The organism is Clostridioides sp. ZZV14-6009 (genome assembly GCF_020658095.1).
Taxonomy (GTDB): Bacteria; Bacillota; Clostridia; order Peptostreptococcales; family Peptostreptococcaceae; genus Clostridioides.
This window is the reverse complement of sequence record NZ_JAGWDG010000010.1, coordinates 73638-91632: the sequence shown is the minus strand read 5'-3', so window position 1 is coordinate 91632 and position 17995 is coordinate 73638. Positions and strand designations below refer to the sequence as shown.

The window sequence follows — 17995 nt, the reverse complement described above, 5'->3', positions numbered from 1 at the left end:
TACTTTGCTTGAATTATAAATGTTACTTTATATGTTCGATACAATTTGTTTATCTAAATCTTCCCTAACACTTTTAACATTGTGAATATGTACATGTTGACCAATTTTTATTTCTTGATTAGCTTCTCCTATGTGTTCTCCATATTTAGTAACTTTATCTCCCTCAGCCATATCCTTTATAGCCAATTTATGATAAATAGTTATATCATCTAAAGCTGTTATTGTCTTTATTGTTTTATCTTTTAATTTAAATTTAATTTCACTGTTCTTAGATATTGCCTCAATAGCTACTGCAACATTATCTTTTTCATCAATTATCACTGCATTTATCATTATCTTTGTTCTCCTTTATAAATAATATAATTTTATTAATATACAAAATCATCTTAGTAATTATATATCTGTATTCATCAGGCTACTATTGTCCCATCATCTTTTTGTTTTGGGAATTTAGGACATCCATGCTTCTTGGCCCACCAGCTAGTTATAAGAGGAACTAATATCGCAGTAACAACTACTGCAGCTGCTACTTGAGTTGTAGCTGTTGCAACATATGGCTGCCATGTTGGGTCAACTAATGCAACAGCAGCAGGAACAGCAATTGCATTCCCTGCAGTTGTGGCTACAGCCCATCCTGCATACCCTGGACGTTTCCCTATAAATCTATCACAGAATACTATAAATATACCTCCTACAAACACAGATATTAATCCAAGCAATACTCCAGATAGACCTCCTTTTAATATACTTGCAAGATTTATACTACTTCCAAGTGCAAATCCTACAAAAGGTACTAATAAATTACATCCTGGTTCTAAAAATTCTTTCATCTTTTTGTCAAAATTACCTATTATCATACCAACAAGTATTGGCACAATTGCAGCCAATAATGACATTAATGGAACATTTGCAAGTCCTGAAGTTCCAAGAGCTATCAATGTAAAAAATGGCCCATCGTTCAAAGTAAGTAAACTCATAGTTGCACAATCTGTTTCATCTCCATATGAAGTCATTAATGAGAGATATATACTACCATTACTATTTGTAACTGCACTTATAACTGCCAAAGTTGTAAGACCTAATACTCCATCCATTCCAAATAATTTTCCTATAAGTATACCTATTAAAGCACCTATAGCAAATTTAGAGCCAAGAAGTATGCCTCCTCTTTTTAATACTTTTGGCATTTCTTTAAATTGAAGCTGAGTTCCAAGACATACTAGTTGAACCCCTATTATAGTTGCAGAGCCAACACTTGAGAATACTGCTGTTGTAAATGAACCTATTTGTACAATATCTGGGCAAAATGTATTAATGAAAGCTGCTATAAACATTGGAACTATCATCATACCTGCAGGAATTTTTTTAATAAAATCCATTATCATAAAGTTACTCCTCCTAAAACATGATATTTAATTACTCTTATTAAATTTTTTAGCTTTAATTTTAACGGCCGTTTCGGTTCGTATTTAAGAACTAAGTTTTTATTTACGAATCTTTGAATTAATGATAGCATTTTCCTAATTATGAGTCAATAAAAAAAATAAATTTTTGTCAAAATTTTTTCAAATTATCTGATAATATATCAATAGTTATCAATTATCTTCATTATATGCAAAATATAAAAAGTAATTTTTCTCAATTCACATCTATATATCACAATTTATATAATTTAAATTCATAATATTTCGATATTTATATATAAAATACGGTTATTATTGTCTTATCTTAAATTATATAGCTAAACACAGTGTACTTTCTTCAGGTATATTTTGGAAATTATTTCAAGTTTTCAATATAAATTTTCATAAAAAAAATCATATACAAATATTTACAATTAAAGCTTATTTGTATATACAGTCATATATTTTATTTCTACATTGTAAATTATCATACATTATGCTAAAATCAACATATTCTAACACTTTAAATTAACAAAGATAGGGGGAAATTTATGACTTCAGATAATCATCGCCCAACAGCTAGGATATTAGATATTTTAGAAGCATTAGCTGAATCTGAGAATGGATATACTCTTACAGAAATAGCAGATGCTATCAATGCTCCAAAAAGTAGTATCTTTCCTATAGTTCATACACTTAATGCTAGAAAATACATTACTATTGATAAAAATACGTCTAAATATTCCATAGGTATACGTTCTTACACATTAGGGTCTTCGTTTTTTGAAAAAAGAACTATTTTTAACTACATAATTGACGAAATGACTAATATAGTTAATTCTTGTTCTGAAACTTGTCAACTTGGTATACTTGACAATAACGAAGTTCTTTATATTGGAAAAGTTGACTCTCCAGAGCCAATTAGACTTATTTCTTATGTTGGTAAAAAGATACCTGCTAATTGTACAGGTCTTGGAAAAGCACTTTTATGTGATTTTGATAAGGAAAAACTAATAAGTTTATATCCAGATGGGTTAAAAGGATTTACAAAAAAATCAATTACTGACTTTGATATTTTATATGACCAGCTTCTTGAAGTTCGTGAAACTCAAATAGCTTCAGAATGTGAAGAATCAATGGAATATCTAAAATGCCTTGCTGTACCAATAAGAAAAAATGGATGTATAAGAGCCGCTGTTAGTGTAACACTTCCACTTTTTAGGTCTAGTGAAGAAAAAATAGAACTGATAAAAAAATTACTTTTAAATGCACAAAAAAACATTCAATCTATGATGGAAGAACGTAATGAAGATATTATAATAAATTAGATTGATAAAAACAAAGTTGCTGACTTAATTACAGTAACTTTGTTTTTTTATGCTCTTTTTTATTTTTAATATTTTTATTGACATGATAAAAATACTATGTTAAATTCTAATCATAATCGTAATTACGAACTTAGTTCTTATATAAAAACTCGCAATATGTATTTTAACCTCAAAACCAATATATAATATGTGAATTAGTATAAGACTATTATAGGTATGTATATTTTACATAAAAATTAATTCAAAAAAGGAGATTTTAACTATGAGTATCTATTATGTACCACCAATAAACTTACTTGGAAAAGGGTGTCTTAGTGAAGCTAAAGATTCTATTAAATCTTTAGGCACTAAAAAAGCATTTATCGTTAGCGATAAATTTCTAACTTCAAATGGTACTGTAAAAAAAGTAACAGATATGTTATCTCAAATAGGTGTAACCTTTGCTGTTTATGATGAAGTTAAACCAAATCCAACTGTAACTAATGTTAACAATGGTCTTAAAATACTAAAATCAGAAAATTGCGACTTTGTTATAACTATAGGAGGTGGTTCTCCACAAGATTGTGGCAAAGCTATTTCTATATTAGCTACCAATGGAGGAGACATTAGAGATTATGAAGGTGTAAATAAAACTTCCAAAAAATGTCTTCCTATAGTTGCAATAACTACTACTGCTGGTACATCAGCTGAAGTTACAATAAATTATGTTATAACAGATGAAGATAGACATGTAAAAATGATAATGGTTGATACAAATGCACTAGCTACAATGACAGTAAATGACCCAGAATTAATGATTAGTAAGCCAGCTAACTTAACAGCAGCCACTGGTATGGATGCACTTACTCATGCTATAGAAGCTGTAGTGGCTAATGGAGCTTATGATGTTACAGATTCAACTGCACTATATTCTATAAAACAGATATTTGAATATCTTCCTAGAGCTGTTAAAGATGGGAATGATATAGATGCTAGAGAACAAATGTGTTATGCTTGTTTTTTAAATGGAATTGCATTTAGTAATGCAGGTCTTGGAAATGTCCATGCCATGGCTCATCAATTAGGAGGTTTATATGATTTACCTCATGGAGTATGTAATGCTATGTTACTACCAATAGTTGAAGAAGAAAATGCTAAATCTGCACCTTCTAAATTCCGTCCAATAGCTGAAATTATTGGAATGAATATACATGACAAATCAGATAAAGAATGTGTTGATTTTGTAATAGATAAAATAAAGGCTCTTTCAGAAGAGGTAGGAATACCAAAATCTTTAAAAGATGTTGGTGTTGATAATCCTAATTTTGAGTTGCTTGCTGAAAATTCTATGAAAGATGCTTGTGCTGGAGCCAATCCTGTTTTCTTTGATAAAGACAAAATTATAGAATTATTTAAGAAAATCTCTTAGTATAATAATACTTATAAATTAATTATGTATATTTATAAGGGAGTGTCTCAAAATATTTTTATTTAATTATTGACACTCTCTTATTATTTAAATTCTTATCTTTAATTTTATTTTATTTTAAACTCCTTGAAACTAATAAATAATATTTTTAATGAATTATAACTGTTGTCGTGTCAGGTATATTATCATATATCCACTTAGCATTTTCTGTACTTAGTCTTATACATCCATGACTAAGAGCTTCACCAAGTCTAGCATCTATTATATAACTTCCAGTTGAATTATATAACACAGAATGATAATAATACCCTCCTTTAATACGAGTGGCATACTTAACTGAATACTCATCAGTCCCAAAAGAAGGTTTTCTACCACTTATATAAAAAATACCTGTTATCGTTGGAGTTTCAGGTTTACCTATAGTACATTCCCATTTATATAATTGCCCCCAGCCACCATTATCTTTCTTAAAAATATAAGTGTATTTATTTTTAAGGTCTGTGGTAATTAGATAGTCACTAGTACTTTTAATATTATTTTCATTAACAAATTTAGTCATATCAGTATAAAAATACTTATAGTCTAATTCATTAGGTTTATTTCCATCATTTGACAAGAAATAATTAAAAACATATCCTGTTTTATCATCATATACAACTTTACTCCAATCACCATCTACCTGTAGAACTTCGACCCTAGACTTTTCAGGAATTACTGTAATTATATTAGAAGTTGTAGACTTATCTTCTCTTAAATTTAAATTACTCCAAGCATATTCACTTACTGATATTAAATCCTTGTATACATACCCTTCTTGAAAATTATAAATTACTTTAATCCAATCGTCTTCTTCATCTAACACCTCTAATTTAGAACCTTGAGGTATTACAGTTATAATACTTGAACTTGTAGATTTCGCAGACCTCAAGTTTACATTTACTAAAGCATATTTATATATAGGTGCTCTGTACTTTTTAATGTTTATTTTAAATAGCTTCACACATACCCATCCTCTCATATGTCTTTTTACAATACTTTATGAAATTCGATATGTATTCGTTCTTCTATTTTTAAACTTACTCTGTATAATTAAAGGTTATTATCCATTTAAATTTACAATATTACAATCTTTAATGTATTCTTCAATTATACTTCTAGCTACATTAAAATAACTTATACATTTATCAACTATAACAGCATCACTACTAACTACTCTATCAAGTTTTTCTAATATAACATCTGCATTTTTTACTAATTCTACTTCTGTTTCAATTTTCCATTCCTTGGCATGTTCTAATATCTTATACCTTAGATTTCCAGAATTAGAAACTGGTGCATCTAAGTAAAATTTAATTTTTGGAGCTTTATATTTGTTAAAAAACCTTCCTATTAAGTTTAAAGCTTCTTCTGTTTTATCTATAATTTTATATGTTCCTCTAAGACCTGCTAAATCTCTTATATTTCCATCTCTTCCTATGACTAGAGTTCCTCCAGATAATGCTACTTCTAGAGCTATTATCAAATTAAAACCATCTATGTATATAATTCCTTCATTTATTTTATCTAAAGAAAGTATCTTTGATTGTCTTATTCTATTTTTTTCATCAGTACATACTGCTCTCTTCAGTGCATCTCTTTGTCTTATTGAAAACTGATATCTATCTCCCACAAAAGTTGCAACAGGGTCTATTTTATAATCTCTATTTATTAACCATTCTATTTCTTCTTGGGCCTTTACAAGTCTTATAAGTTCTTTCCTTGAAAACCAATGTTTGTCACTCTCATCAAATCCCCTTTTAGATATTTTATTCATAGAATATTTCACCACCTTGATATTAAGTTTGCTAATATTATCTTATTCATTTATATTACTCAATATTTAGATTATACCTTTTAATGCTCTCTTATAATACAAAATAATAACTTTCACACTATATTTATACTTTATAATGTAAAAAAAGGATACTATTAGTAAATTCTCATAGTATCCTTTCTTTAAAATTTATTTATAATGATAATTTTAGGCTTTATTTATATATTAGACTTATTCTATACTTCCTTTATCATATTAGGAGATAAAACATCATTAAGAGCCTCTGTCATAGTTGGATGTGCATAAACACGGTCTCTTAAATATGTGTATTCTACTTCTAAATCTACTGCTAACTGAATTAAATGTATAATCTCACTAGAATCTTCACATATCATGCTAGCACCAAGTATCTTATTGGAATTTTTATCTATTACGATTTTTATAAATCCATCTGTCTTTCCAATTTGTTTAGCTCTTGGAATTGCATCAACTGGTATCTTTGCTACTAATACATCATATCCTTTTTCCTTTGCTTGTTTAACATTAAGACCAACTCTTGAAAATGCTGGACTTATAAATATAGCATTTGGTATATTTTTTCTATTACTAGTTGTTCTAGTCTTATTTCCAAATAATTGATTGATTATTATACGATAGTCATCTAGTGATATATAAGTAAATTGAGGTCCTCCATTTATATCTCCTATAGCCCATATGTGTTCTTTATTAGTCTTAAGGGTATCTGATACTTTAATAAATCCTCTTTCATTTAATTCTATACCTGCATTTTCAAGTCCTAAACCTTCAGTATTTGCCTTTCTACCTGTAGCTACAAGTATTATATCACTTGTTATTTCCTTTAATTCACTATTTATCTCATATTCTACTGTAGCTAAATTAGAAACTTCCTTAATCTCTTTTACCTTTGTATTATTTATAATTTTTACATTTCTCTTTTCAAGTAATTTTATTATTTCTTCTGAATCCTCAATATCTTCATTTGGTAAAATTCCATTATTTGAATTTAATATTGTGACTTCTGTTCCAAATGAACTATAGATACCTGCAAATTCTAAACCTATAAACCCAGCACCTATAATTGTCATTTTTTTAGGTAGAGTTCTCAAATTCATAAGAGATTCACTATTATATACTATTTTATTATTTTCGATACCTTTAATATTAGGTATAAATGATTTTGAGCCAGTATTGATAAATATCTTATCTGATACTAATTCATAAACTTCATTTTCAGTTTTTACTTCTACTGTATTTTCATCAATAAAAGTACCCATTCCTGTAAATATAGTTACATTATCATTTGAATTTAACTTATTATAGTTAGCTTCTCTCAGCTTTGTAATTAAAATTTCTTTTTTATCTATAGCTTTTTCATATTCGATTTGTGCATCACTCCAGGAGTTTATATTTCTTATATTGTTTGCTGAATTTTCTAAGCTTTTAGTTGGGATACATGCTACATTTATACATGTTCCTCCATACATTTTATTTGATTTTTCTACTAAAGCTACTTTTAATCCTCTATTAGCCAAATCTCCTGCTAATGTTTTTCCGCCTTTTCCAAATCCTATTATTATTGCATCAAATGTTTTTTTCATATAATTTTCAACCCTTTCCTTCGTTATTTATACACTTACTATAACAAGGTTTTCTAGGTGATACAATTAGGTACTTTTTTGTAACCTTATATTTAATACTTTTTATTTTTCTGAGTTTCAATAAAAGACTTCATGGTCTCTTTATTCATTGCTCCTGGAATGTACTGAGTTACATATCCTTCTTTATCAATTATAAATGTAGTTGGAAAAGCATTAATTCCATATTGATATGCTAGTTCTCCATCTTCATCAAGTGCAACAGGAAAAGTATATCCTTCATCTTTTAAAAAGCTAATTACATGTTCTCTTGAACCTTCTCTTCCTAAATTTGGTGATGCTACACCTAAAATTACTACCTCTTCATTATTTTTCTTATAATCTTTATACAACTGCTCTATATGAGGCATTTCCTCTTTACATGGAGGGCACCATGTAGCCCAAAAATTTAAGAACACAACCTTACCTTCATAATCACTTAATTTGTGTGTTTTACCATATTGGTCAGTTAAAGTAAAATCAATGGATTTTATTCTTTCTTCATCATTAGAGCCGTTATCACTATTTTCATCATTAGATTCTTTTTGATTGTCTTTGTTGCTAGACTCCCCTTGTGTATTGTCATTAGAATTTTCTTGTTTATTCTCTCCTTGATTCACACTTTGATTATTTTCAACTTTATTTTTTTGTGGAATATTAAAGTGCTTGCTCACACTTTCAAATCCATTTATCATCATTAATATTCCTGATATTATAAGTATAGCCCCACCTATCTTTTTAATAATTTCCATATTAGATTTTATTTTATCGATAGTCTTAAATAGCTTACTATAGAACATAGCTGTAATTATAAATGGCAAAATAAATCCAATAGTATATACTACTATTAAAAGATTTGCATTCAAATGATTAGTTGAACTAGAAACCATTACTAATACAGATGCTAATATTGGTCCAATACAAGGAGTCCACCCAAAACTAAATGTAAATCCAAGTAAATACGCTGTTATTGCTTTCATTTCTTTAAACTTTACATTCAATCTTTTTTCTCTATTTAGTATTGAAGATTTAATTATTCCCATGTAAAACAATCCCATGATAATAATTATAATCCCACCTATAAACATTATTAAATCTTTATTCTCATTAAAAAACATACTCAATACTCTTACTGATGACCCTAGTATAAAAAAGGTTGTCGAAATTCCTAGAGTAAATAAGATAGTATTTTTAAATAGAGAACTTCTTATAAAATTCGTTTTTCCCTCTTTTAAATTTTCCACACTACTATTGGACAGTATACTTAGATAAATAGGTAGTATTGGTAATATACATGGTGAAAAAAACGATAGTATTCCTTCTATAAATACTACAAATAAATTTACATTTTCCAAATTAAAATTCCTCCTTATCCTATTTCCACTATTAAAACAAAAAGTTATGTACTTTTTTGTTTTTACTTTTATATTCACTCATAGCTTAATTAAGTCACTGTAAATTTAAAAGCAAATTTAAAAACTTATTTATCACAATTTAAATTCTTATTGCTCCACATAATCATCTTTTCCATAACAGGAAGTAATAGTAATCCTGACTCACTTAAAAAATATGTTGATTCTACAATATTATTAACTGACTTTTTTTTGTTGATTATAATTCCTTGCTCAATTAAAAAATCTAATTGTTGAGTTAACATTTTCTTACTACATTCTGGAATAATTCTTTGTAATTCGCCAAATCTTTTTTTATCTTTTTGTAACTCCCATATTATTATAGCCACCCATTTTTTACCTAATATACTTGATAATGCCTCTACTGGACAGTCATATATCATATCATCTATATTGTACATTTTATCTCCTCTTTCTTTTTATTAATTATTAAGACATGCTTTTATTTCATTTATAAATGTGTTGATATTTACTAATTTAAGGTTTTTAATATATATATTTTGGTTTTAAAATATTTCTAAGTTTTTATATAATTACTATATCAGTTTTATAAATACATCACAATTGGGTACTTTTTTGTAACTACATATTTGTAACTATATAAAATTAAAGTTAATTATATTAAATAAATTTAGTTCTTATATAGTAATTCTTTATCTAAGTTCTTTATCCTGTTTTAATAATTTTTATATATAATATCAAACCCATATCTTCGTATTTACCCAAATTTATACAAATTAAAAAATCTGACAGATATTTATCTGCCAGATTTTTAAATGATAAACTTATCTTTATAATAGTAAGAAAGATAACATGCTGATACAAGATAATTTTCTAGTAAAGATATTATCTCTAACTCTCTGTTCACAGATTTTTCAACAATTGATTTTTGAATCTTATTATCCATGAACACCTTCATAAAGATTTTCTCCTTTATCTACTCTAACTTTAAACCATTCAACCATGATACAATATCGTTCTTTGCTTCTTCAACATCATTTCTAGAAACGGTAAATCCATCTTTTAAAACTGTTGCTTTAGGTTCAAGCTCAGAAATTGTATTTATAGTATCTGCAAATCCACTACCACCATGAGTATTGAAAGGAATAATCGTTTTTCCAGAAAAGTCGTACTCGTCTAAAAATGAGTATAAAATCATTGGTATATCGCTCCACCAAGTAGGATAACCAATAAAGATTGTGTTATATTGGCTTATATCGTCGATATGATTTTTTAGTTCTGGTCTTGCGTTATTAGATTGCTCTTTTTTTGCCACTTCCACCAGAACATCGTGTTCAGTCGGATATTGTGTTTTAGGTTCTATGCGAAATATATCTGCTTCTGTACTTTCTTGAATGACATTTGCTACATATTGAGTATTTCCTATTACTTCGCCATCAATGACAACTGTACTATTTGCTTCATCTTCTGTCATATTTTTAGGTTCAGTAGTTTCTGGCATGGAGAAATAAACTACTAATGTTTTTCCTGAATCAGATGTTCCACAGGCTGTCATAATAAACATAAGCATTAAACCTAGAAAAATCGTAACTATTTTTTTCATTCTCTTCTCTTCCTTGTAATTTTTATATTTTTCCTTTTCGTTCTTCAATCATATTTACAAACATATCAACTGTTTCTGGTGTCTGATGATTGAAAAATAAACTTGTGTTTGTATCTAACATAGCGACCTTACACATATCCTCATCTGAAAGCTGAAAATCAAAGATTTCAAAATTCTCTTTCATACGTTCGATATGAGTGGATTTAGCTAATGCGACAATATCTCTTTGCATAAGCCACCTTAAAATAACTTGTGCAATGGATTTATCATGTTTATCAGCAATTTCTTTTAAAACAGGATTCTGAAACATATTGCTTTTTCCTTCTCCAAATGGTGCCCATGCTTCTATTTGTACACTTCTTTTTATCATGTTTTCTTGTGCTTTTACTTGTTGGTTAAATGGGTTTGTTTCAACTTGATTTACATGTGGTGCAATCTTGTTAAAAGACGCTATGTCCGCTAACCTATCTGGCGAGAAGTTACTAACGCCTATTGCTCTGATTTTTCCAGCTTCGTATAAATCTTCTAGTGCATGATAAGCACCATAATAATCACTGAATGGTTGGTGCAATAAGACTAAATCTATATAGTCTACTTTCATCTTTCTCATAGATTGTAAAATGGACTGCTTCGTTTTCTCGTAACCATAATTATCAATCCATACTTTTGTAGTAATGAATAATTCTTCTCTTTTCAGACCACATTTGCTGATTGCATTTCCTACTTCTTCTTCATTAAAATAAGATTGAGCGGTATCAATATGTCTATAACCAACACTGATTGCCTCTAACACGCACTTTTCACATTCCTCTTTTGTTATCTGAAATACTCCAAAACCTAATTTTGGTATTTTCACGCCATTACTTAATTCAACATATTCCATTATTTATTCCTCCTTGACATTGTACATTTTTGGGATACAATAGAATTATACAAGCCGGTTGTTACTACCGGTCAATACCTAATTTTAAAAAAATTCAAATATGTTTGGAGGAACTCTTATGTATTCTATGAAAGAAGTATGTAAACAAACCAATCTAACTTATGAAACATTAAAATTTTATTGTAATGAGGGACTTATTCCCAATGTCAAAAGAGATAGCCGTAATTATAGGACTTTTGATGAAAGAGATATAGAATGGATAAAAAGTTTATCATGCTTAAAAAACTGTGGCATGAGTATCAAAGAAATGAAACATTATGTATCATTATGCTTAATGGGTCAGTCCTCAATTCCAGAAAGGAAAAAAATATTAGAAGCTAAGAAAGATATGTTATTTAGACAGTTGCAGAAATTAAATGATAGTATAGAATATATTGATAAAAAACAGCAATTTTATAATGATATTATAAATAATAAAATAAAATATACAAGCAACCTAATAAATGTGAGATAAATTAACCAATTACTATCTTTATGGAGCGTCAATTCAAACTGTGAAATCTGTGACGCTTTTTACCATAAGAAAAAGGGTTCACATATCAATCCTTCATCCTCTTGATTATCGAGTACAAGAAACAAAATCAACACATATAAAACTATAATAGTAGCTATTATTTCTTCTAATTTTGACGCATATGCAATCCAACTTACAGAACTTCCAGATTTGACTAGATAACCATTCATTAATTTTATACTAGTTGCGCTTATTGCCATAGGAAATGTAAATGCAGCAAAGCTTGGATAAAAAGGTAATCTTAATAATTTTGGTAAGTATCCCAAAACTACAATGTAAAATACAATTGACAATACAAATAATAAGTATAATATAACACTATTTTTATTTAAAAAAGAATTGATGTAACCAGACAATAATAATGAGGCTGGTGCGACTAATATGGCTAAAGTCGGTAAAGATGGTTCAGGCATCTCCTTGATTATTCATACTCTCTTTAAAACTATTGGTATAAGAACTATATAATATATAAACCCCATCCAAAAAGCAATTTTACCAATTAAAAGTTGATTAAATACTGGTGCTGTAACACTAGCTGTAACTACTCCAACATAAACTATATACCAAGATGGAAATACTGTCTTTATTGAAAAATTAACTAAAAACTTCTTACTAAACAATACTACTAATACCATATGTCCCACAATTCCTATACCCCAAATTACAATACCTAATTCTGGAGATAAAGGTTTTACATATGTAGCAAATATCATTGTAGCCATTGTTATAGTTGGAAATGTACTTAAAACTAAGGGATTTCCTAGTTGTTCTTTTACACTTTTTCTAAGCAATATTATTTTAACTATATAAATTGCATATAAAGTAAATCCTATAAATCCAATTACATTATGTAATGATTCACTATAGGATTGTAATAAGTTGCCTAGAGCAAATATTGATAGAATCAAACTTGCAATAGGTATAGGATATTTCTTTAATAAATTCAAAATATACCTCCTTTTCACCAATCTATCTATATTTTCAATATATCAAAATTTTGGTCAAATTGACATATTGTAGTGATTCCTATCTTATAGAAAATATCTATTTATACTTATTTTACTATTACAATTTTCTATATTTTTTAACACATTCAAATAGTATTTATTTTACATTTACTTTTTTCTATATTTTTTTACATATTAAAATAGTCACCATTTTATGTTTACTTTTAATCAAATATACTAATCTGATTATTATTGTCTTTATCTATTTTAATAGTCTTCATATCTCTAACAGTTATTTTTGCATCTTCTCTTATAGCACCCACAAGTACTCTATTCTCTTCATTATAGAGTCTACAATTTTTTTCTACTTGTGTATAATTAAAATTAGCATAACAATATAAACAATAATGTCTACAAGTATTGTACTGTCCTATGTCAACACTCTTAATACATCCACAAATGTCCCTTTGTGTATCATCCTTTTTGACTTTCACTTCACTACCTATAATCTTTGATATTAACTTATCATCAATACACTTACTGTTTCCAATGCCAAACTTACTTAAATTATATTCATCACAGCATATTTCAAGTGTTATATTATACTTATGAGATATTCTAAAAAATTCCTTCGACAACATTTCTATTTCTTTAATTTGTATAGGTTTTATATGTAATGATTTTGTATTAAATTTTGTTTTCTTGTATAAATCTATAAAACTTATTATACATTTTTCTGTAAATCCATTAAGTTGACTACATAATCTATCAAATGCTTTTATATGATAATCTAAGTTATACTTTTCACTTAGAAAAATTGGGTCATATCTCAAAATTACTCTTTCTTTTCCTATGCTTCTAGACAATTCTTTAAATGACTCTATTATCTTCTTTTTATCCAAAATTCGTGTTTCTACATCTTTACCATATGGAGTTATAGTATAGTGAAAATAATATTTGTAGTCTTTTAATTTATTCAAATCACATATCATTGGAGTTGCATCTTTTGTCCAAAATACAAAGCAATCAACAGTATGCGGATTTAACTCTATCTTACTGACTTGTTTTGAATTCATCGGATTAACAACATACACAAAACCCTCTTTAAGTCTGTTAAAAAACCACTTACTATAAAAAGCAGGTATATCAGTTCTTCTACTTACACTTACTATCATAATTTAGCCTCCCAAAAGTATAGTTGTTGTCACTCTTAGAATTGTCCAGAACACATTCTACACACATTATTTACTAATTTTTCTTAACACAATAACATGCTTTTTACATCCTATTATGCTAGACAATATATGATGTATTTTCTTTACAGAGTTTTTCCATTTTATCATACACAACGCCACTGTCTCTCTCATCTGTCATGGTCACAATTATATCACTTGCCTTGAGAATTGTTTTTCCTTTTGGAATAATTTCTTCTCCTCCTCTTTGAATGGCTACCAAAAGACAATTTTCTGGCCATTGAATATCCTGAATTGCTTTGTTGGCAACAGGAGAACCAAACATAACAGAAAACTGATCTAGTATTTTCTCTCCCCTCTCTCTATGAACAGGTTCTCCATTGTTCTCAAGTAATCTCTCCAGAAGACTTTCATAAATCGGCTTAGATTTCAGAAGTGTAGCCACAATATATGCTACAATTGAAATAACGGATAGGGAAAGCATCTGACTAACAGAACCTGTCATTTCAAAAATCAATATAATTCCAGTCAAAGGCGCACGTACAATGGCAGTAAAATACCCTGCCATAGCCAGAAGTACAAAATTATTGACATAGTCTAGGTTCATTCCAAAAAACTGTACACCTACCATTCCGAACATTCCCCCAATAAAGGCTCCTAAAACAAGTAGTGGAAAAAATATTCCTCCTGGCGCACCAGACCCAAAACTGACAGCCGAAAATACAAAACGGATGACAAAAATCAAAGCTACCATTCCCAGCAGATATTCATGGCTTGTCAGTGCTTCCACCAGATTATGCCCACTTCCCAGCACTTCAGGCATCAAAAGCCCCAAAATACCAGCCATCAAAAATGGAATCAATATTTTTCCAAATGTACCTATTTTGGGAATCTTTTTATATAGAGACTGAATAAATAAGGTAAACCAATTATAAAATGCCCCCATAACTCCAAGCACAACACCTAGAATCAGTATCAACCAATAATAACTCTGTGGTAACACATTTCCAATGTCAAACTGGAATACTGATTCCACGCCTAGAAAATTAGCTGATATATAATCAGCTGTTAGAGATGCTGTCATCACAGAAATCAAAACAGACACTGAAAAGTTTTTATGTACTTCTTCCAGTGAAAACATGACTCCTGCCAGTGGTGCATGGAAGGCTGCTGATAATCCTGCACTTGCCCCACAAGTGAGCAAGAACTTTTCCTCTGTTTTTCCTCTATCAAGAGCTCTGGAAATACCCTTTCCTACCATAGCACCAAGCTGGATAGAAGGTCCTTCTCTTCCCAAGGCAAGACCACCCATAAGCGATAAGAATCCTCCAACAAATTTGGCTGGCAACACACGCCACCATACTTGCTTGATTTTACCTGTCATCTCTCCTTCTAGCTGAGGAATACCACTCCCTGAAATCATTGGCTCCCAATTTACTAGCTTTGATACAATCCACGCAAGCAGTGCAAGCACTGCAAACCAGACTGCTATTTTCACAGTTGAACCTTTTACAAAATTTAATATTTGGTTGAGCCAAGTACCAGCCTGCCCCAAAAGTATCCTATATAAAAGTACAATCAAACCAGCTATAGCACCTACAAGAAGCCCTTCGCCAATCAAAATAACTTGAAATCGCTCGGCCCGCTTAATTACATGAGATGTATCTTTTTTCATAATCTTTCTCCTCCACTCCATAATTTAGTTCAATATGAATAAATATATTTTTTAGTTCATTTCGAACAAAATCATCTATTACTTTTCTTCTATATTTGATACACATAACCAACTTATAATGTAATTTAAATACTGAATGACTATTGTTATCCAACTTAATTTCATCGTATTTACCACTGAATCAATAATACAATACATCTTTGGAAAAATAAAGAAGGACATATTATTTTATTTTTACTTTACTCTTGACTTTAATAAAAAACCATGATAATATTAGTCCTAAATCAGACTAATATTACGGAGGAAAAATACCATGAAAGATAATATAAAAAAACATATTAAAGAATATTACGCCTATTGGCTTGGTCTAAACAATCTGTACGACGAATGGGCCAAATCATATAACATGAGTGTACATTCACTATTTGCACTATATGCAATATGGGAAAATCAAGAAAATTGCACCCAAAAAATTATATGTGACGAATGGCTTATGCCAAAGCAAACTATAAACTCTGTACTAAAAAATTTTAAAGATAAAGGTTATATTGAACTATTGGTTAATGAGAATGATAGACGTAATAAAATCATTCACCTAACTCCAATAGGAAAAATTTATGCACAAGATGTTCTTCAAGATTTGCTTAAGCTTGAGGAATCTGTCATGCACAAAATGGGGCAAACAAATAGAGAATCAATGACAAAAAACAATGCTCTATTTTTAGAACTATTCAAAAAAGAAATGGAGACTAAAAAATAACTATGGTAAAGAAACAATTCTTAAAAAATGTACTACCCTCTATGTTAGCTTTTGCTTTTTCAGGTGTTTATGCCATTGTAGATGGATGGTTTGTGGGTAGAAATATCGGAGATGCAGGACTTGCTGCAATCAATATTGCCTATCCACTGACTGCATTAATTCAGGCAATTGGGACAGGAATTGGTATGGGTGGAGCAATTCAAATTGCTATATGTCTTGGTAGAGGTGATGAAGATGAAAATAAATATCTTGGAAATACTATTTTTATATTGCTTGTGGCTTGTATAATTTCCACAATAATATTAGGTTTGACTTCTCAATCAATTTTAAGAATATTTGGAGCTGAGGGAGAAATCTTAAATCATGCAATATCTTACATAAAAATTATTATTTACGGAGCAACATTCCAAATTATTGGTACAGGTCTTATCCCAATTATTAGAAATTATAATGGTTCATTAGTGGCAATGTCTTCTATGATTGCAGGCTTCTTAACAAATGTAGTTTTGGATTGGTTGTTTGTTTCAGTATATTCATATGGATTATTAGGAGCTGCAATAGCCACAGTCATTGGTCAAATGGTTACTCTACTTCCTTGTATTTTATTTTTGACTATTAAAAAGAAGTTATTTGGATTTGCTATATTTAAACCTATGCCATACTTCTTTAAAAAAATAATCGAAGTTGCTGTTTCTCCATTTGGATTAACACTTTCTCCAAATATAGTCATTATAATTCTAAATAAAGGTGCTCTTTCATATGGTGGTGCACAAGCTGCTGCTTGTTACGCAGTTGTAAGTTATATAATTTGTATTATTCAATTACTTTTACAAGGTATTGGTGATGGATGTCAACCATTGATTGGAAATTATTATGGTGCAAATAATTTAAAGTCTGTAAATGAAGTTAGAAAAATGGCCTATATCACAGCATTTACAACTTCAATTGTTTGTATGATTGTAATTTATCTTCTTAAAGATAAAATACCAAACTTCTTTGGAGTATCAGACATAGTAGCACAAAGCATTTCTAGTGTACTTCCAATTTTTATTTCAGGATTTTTATTTATAGCATTTTTACGTATTACAACATCATTCTTTTATGCAGTCAGAAAGAATCTGTTAGCATATATTTTAATTTATGGAGAGCCTTTACTACTTACTGCTCTAGTTGCTTTGATTTTACCAAACATACTGGGATTAAATGGTGTATGGATTTCTGTACCTTTGACACAAGCTTGTCTTGCAGTAGTTGGTTTCATTCTATTAAAAAAATATGCTAGATTAGACACATTATAGGCAAATATTTTATTGAAAATTATTTAAAAATATCCTTATCGTTTTTAGATTTTATTATTAAGCTTTTATTTGCTCTTCTAGC

The 17995-nt window shown here is 29.1% G+C and carries 20 protein-coding genes; 5 read left to right on the top strand and 15 right to left on the bottom strand.

What is annotated here, in order from left to right:
• Positions 1-27 precede the first annotated feature (27 nt).
• Both KGF36_RS13315 and KGF36_RS13310 read right to left on the bottom strand, forming a co-directional pair.
• Positions 28-333, bottom strand: coding sequence for a UxaA family hydrolase (locus KGF36_RS13315; RefSeq protein WP_227829601.1), 306 nt, complete (start codon positions 331-333; stop codon positions 28-30).
• Positions 334-410: 77 nt separating this feature from the next.
• Positions 411-1385 (bottom strand): 2-keto-3-deoxygluconate permease, encoded by a 975-nt coding sequence (locus KGF36_RS13310; protein ID WP_227829602.1) that lies wholly within the window; start codon positions 1383-1385, stop codon positions 411-413.
• Between the two features lie 569 nt (positions 1386-1954).
• Here KGF36_RS13310 and KGF36_RS13305 point away from each other — a divergent pair.
• Together KGF36_RS13305 and KGF36_RS13300 are read left to right on the top strand one after the other, a co-directional pair.
• Positions 1955-2731: an IclR family transcriptional regulator gene (locus KGF36_RS13305; RefSeq protein WP_227829603.1), complete on the top strand. Its 777-nt coding sequence runs from the start codon at positions 1955-1957 to the stop codon at positions 2729-2731.
• A 262-nt stretch (positions 2732-2993) separates the two neighbouring features.
• Positions 2994-4139, top strand: coding sequence for an iron-containing alcohol dehydrogenase (locus tag KGF36_RS13300; protein ID WP_227842843.1), 1146 nt, complete (start codon positions 2994-2996; stop codon positions 4137-4139).
• Between the two features lie 148 nt (positions 4140-4287).
• On the opposite strand, the gene KGF36_RS13295 is transcribed toward KGF36_RS13300, so the two are convergent.
• From KGF36_RS13295 to KGF36_RS13260, 8 genes are all read right to left on the bottom strand, one after another.
• Positions 4288-5157 (bottom strand): L,D-transpeptidase family protein, encoded by an 870-nt coding sequence (locus KGF36_RS13295; RefSeq protein ID WP_227829605.1) that lies wholly within the window; start codon positions 5155-5157, stop codon positions 4288-4290.
• A gap of 81 nt (positions 5158-5238) precedes the next feature.
• Complete coding sequence (locus KGF36_RS13290; protein ID WP_227829606.1) at positions 5239-5952, bottom strand: DUF434 domain-containing protein; 714 nt, start codon at positions 5950-5952, stop codon at positions 5239-5241.
• 236 nt (positions 5953-6188) lie between these two features.
• On the bottom strand, positions 6189-7571 hold the full coding sequence (locus KGF36_RS13285) for a dihydrolipoyl dehydrogenase family protein (protein ID WP_227829607.1): 1383 nt from the start codon (positions 7569-7571) through the stop codon (positions 6189-6191).
• Between the two features lie 92 nt (positions 7572-7663).
• Complete coding sequence (locus KGF36_RS13280; RefSeq protein ID WP_227829608.1) at positions 7664-8962, bottom strand: cytochrome c biogenesis protein/redoxin; 1299 nt, start codon at positions 8960-8962, stop codon at positions 7664-7666.
• A 125-nt stretch (positions 8963-9087) separates the two neighbouring features.
• A complete protein-coding gene (locus KGF36_RS13275) occupies positions 9088-9420 on the bottom strand; it encodes a winged helix-turn-helix transcriptional regulator (RefSeq protein ID WP_227829609.1) in 333 nt (110 codons plus the stop codon).
• A gap of 371 nt (positions 9421-9791) precedes the next feature.
• Positions 9792-9938 carry a hypothetical protein gene (locus tag KGF36_RS13270; protein WP_227829610.1) on the bottom strand — a complete coding sequence of 49 codons (147 nt, stop codon included), beginning with the start codon at positions 9936-9938 and terminating at the stop codon, positions 9792-9794.
• 18 nt (positions 9939-9956) lie between these two features.
• Positions 9957-10583, bottom strand: coding sequence for a flavodoxin (locus KGF36_RS13265; protein ID WP_227829611.1), 627 nt, complete (start codon positions 10581-10583; stop codon positions 9957-9959).
• 22 nt (positions 10584-10605) lie between these two features.
• Complete coding sequence (locus KGF36_RS13260) at positions 10606-11466, bottom strand: aldo/keto reductase (protein ID WP_227829612.1); 861 nt, start codon at positions 11464-11466, stop codon at positions 10606-10608.
• A gap of 118 nt (positions 11467-11584) precedes the next feature.
• Here KGF36_RS13260 and KGF36_RS13255 point away from each other — a divergent pair, with 118 nt between their 5' ends.
• Positions 11585-11980: a MerR family transcriptional regulator gene (locus KGF36_RS13255; RefSeq protein WP_227829613.1), complete on the top strand. Its 396-nt coding sequence runs from the start codon at positions 11585-11587 to the stop codon at positions 11978-11980.
• 59 nt (positions 11981-12039) lie between these two features.
• Here the strand turns inward: KGF36_RS13255 and KGF36_RS20510 are convergent, their stop codons facing one another.
• The 5 genes from KGF36_RS20510 to KGF36_RS20500 form a co-directional block, all read right to left on the bottom strand.
• Positions 12040-12453, bottom strand: coding sequence for a hypothetical protein (locus KGF36_RS20510; protein ID WP_413841277.1), 414 nt, complete (start codon positions 12451-12453; stop codon positions 12040-12042).
• Between the two features lie 12 nt (positions 12454-12465).
• The gene (locus KGF36_RS20505; RefSeq protein ID WP_413841279.1) at positions 12466-12987 is read right to left on the bottom strand and encodes a hypothetical protein; all 522 of its coding nucleotides are present in this window, start codon (positions 12985-12987) and stop codon (positions 12466-12468) included.
• Between the two features lie 224 nt (positions 12988-13211).
• On the bottom strand, positions 13212-14162 hold the full coding sequence (locus KGF36_RS13245; protein WP_227829614.1) for a DUF1848 domain-containing protein: 951 nt from the start codon (positions 14160-14162) through the stop codon (positions 13212-13214).
• Between the two features lie 118 nt (positions 14163-14280).
• Entirely contained in the window at positions 14281-15855 is a 1575-nt protein-coding gene (locus tag KGF36_RS13240) for a ClC family H(+)/Cl(-) exchange transporter (RefSeq protein WP_227829615.1), read from the bottom strand.
• Positions 15827-16009, bottom strand: coding sequence for a transposase (locus tag KGF36_RS20500; protein ID WP_227829616.1), 183 nt, complete (start codon positions 16007-16009; stop codon positions 15827-15829). Before KGF36_RS20500 ends, KGF36_RS13240 begins: the two co-directional genes overlap by 29 nt.
• 159 nt (positions 16010-16168) lie before the next feature.
• On the opposite strand from KGF36_RS20500, the gene KGF36_RS13230 reads away from it, so the two are divergent.
• Positions 16169-16615, top strand: a complete 447-nt coding sequence (locus KGF36_RS13230) for a MarR family transcriptional regulator (RefSeq protein WP_227829617.1) — start codon at positions 16169-16171, stop codon at positions 16613-16615.
• A 2-nt stretch (positions 16616-16617) separates the two neighbouring features.
• A complete protein-coding gene (locus KGF36_RS13225) occupies positions 16618-17913 on the top strand; it encodes an MATE family efflux transporter (protein WP_227829618.1) in 1296 nt (431 codons plus the stop codon).
• Positions 17914-17995 lie beyond the last annotated feature (82 nt).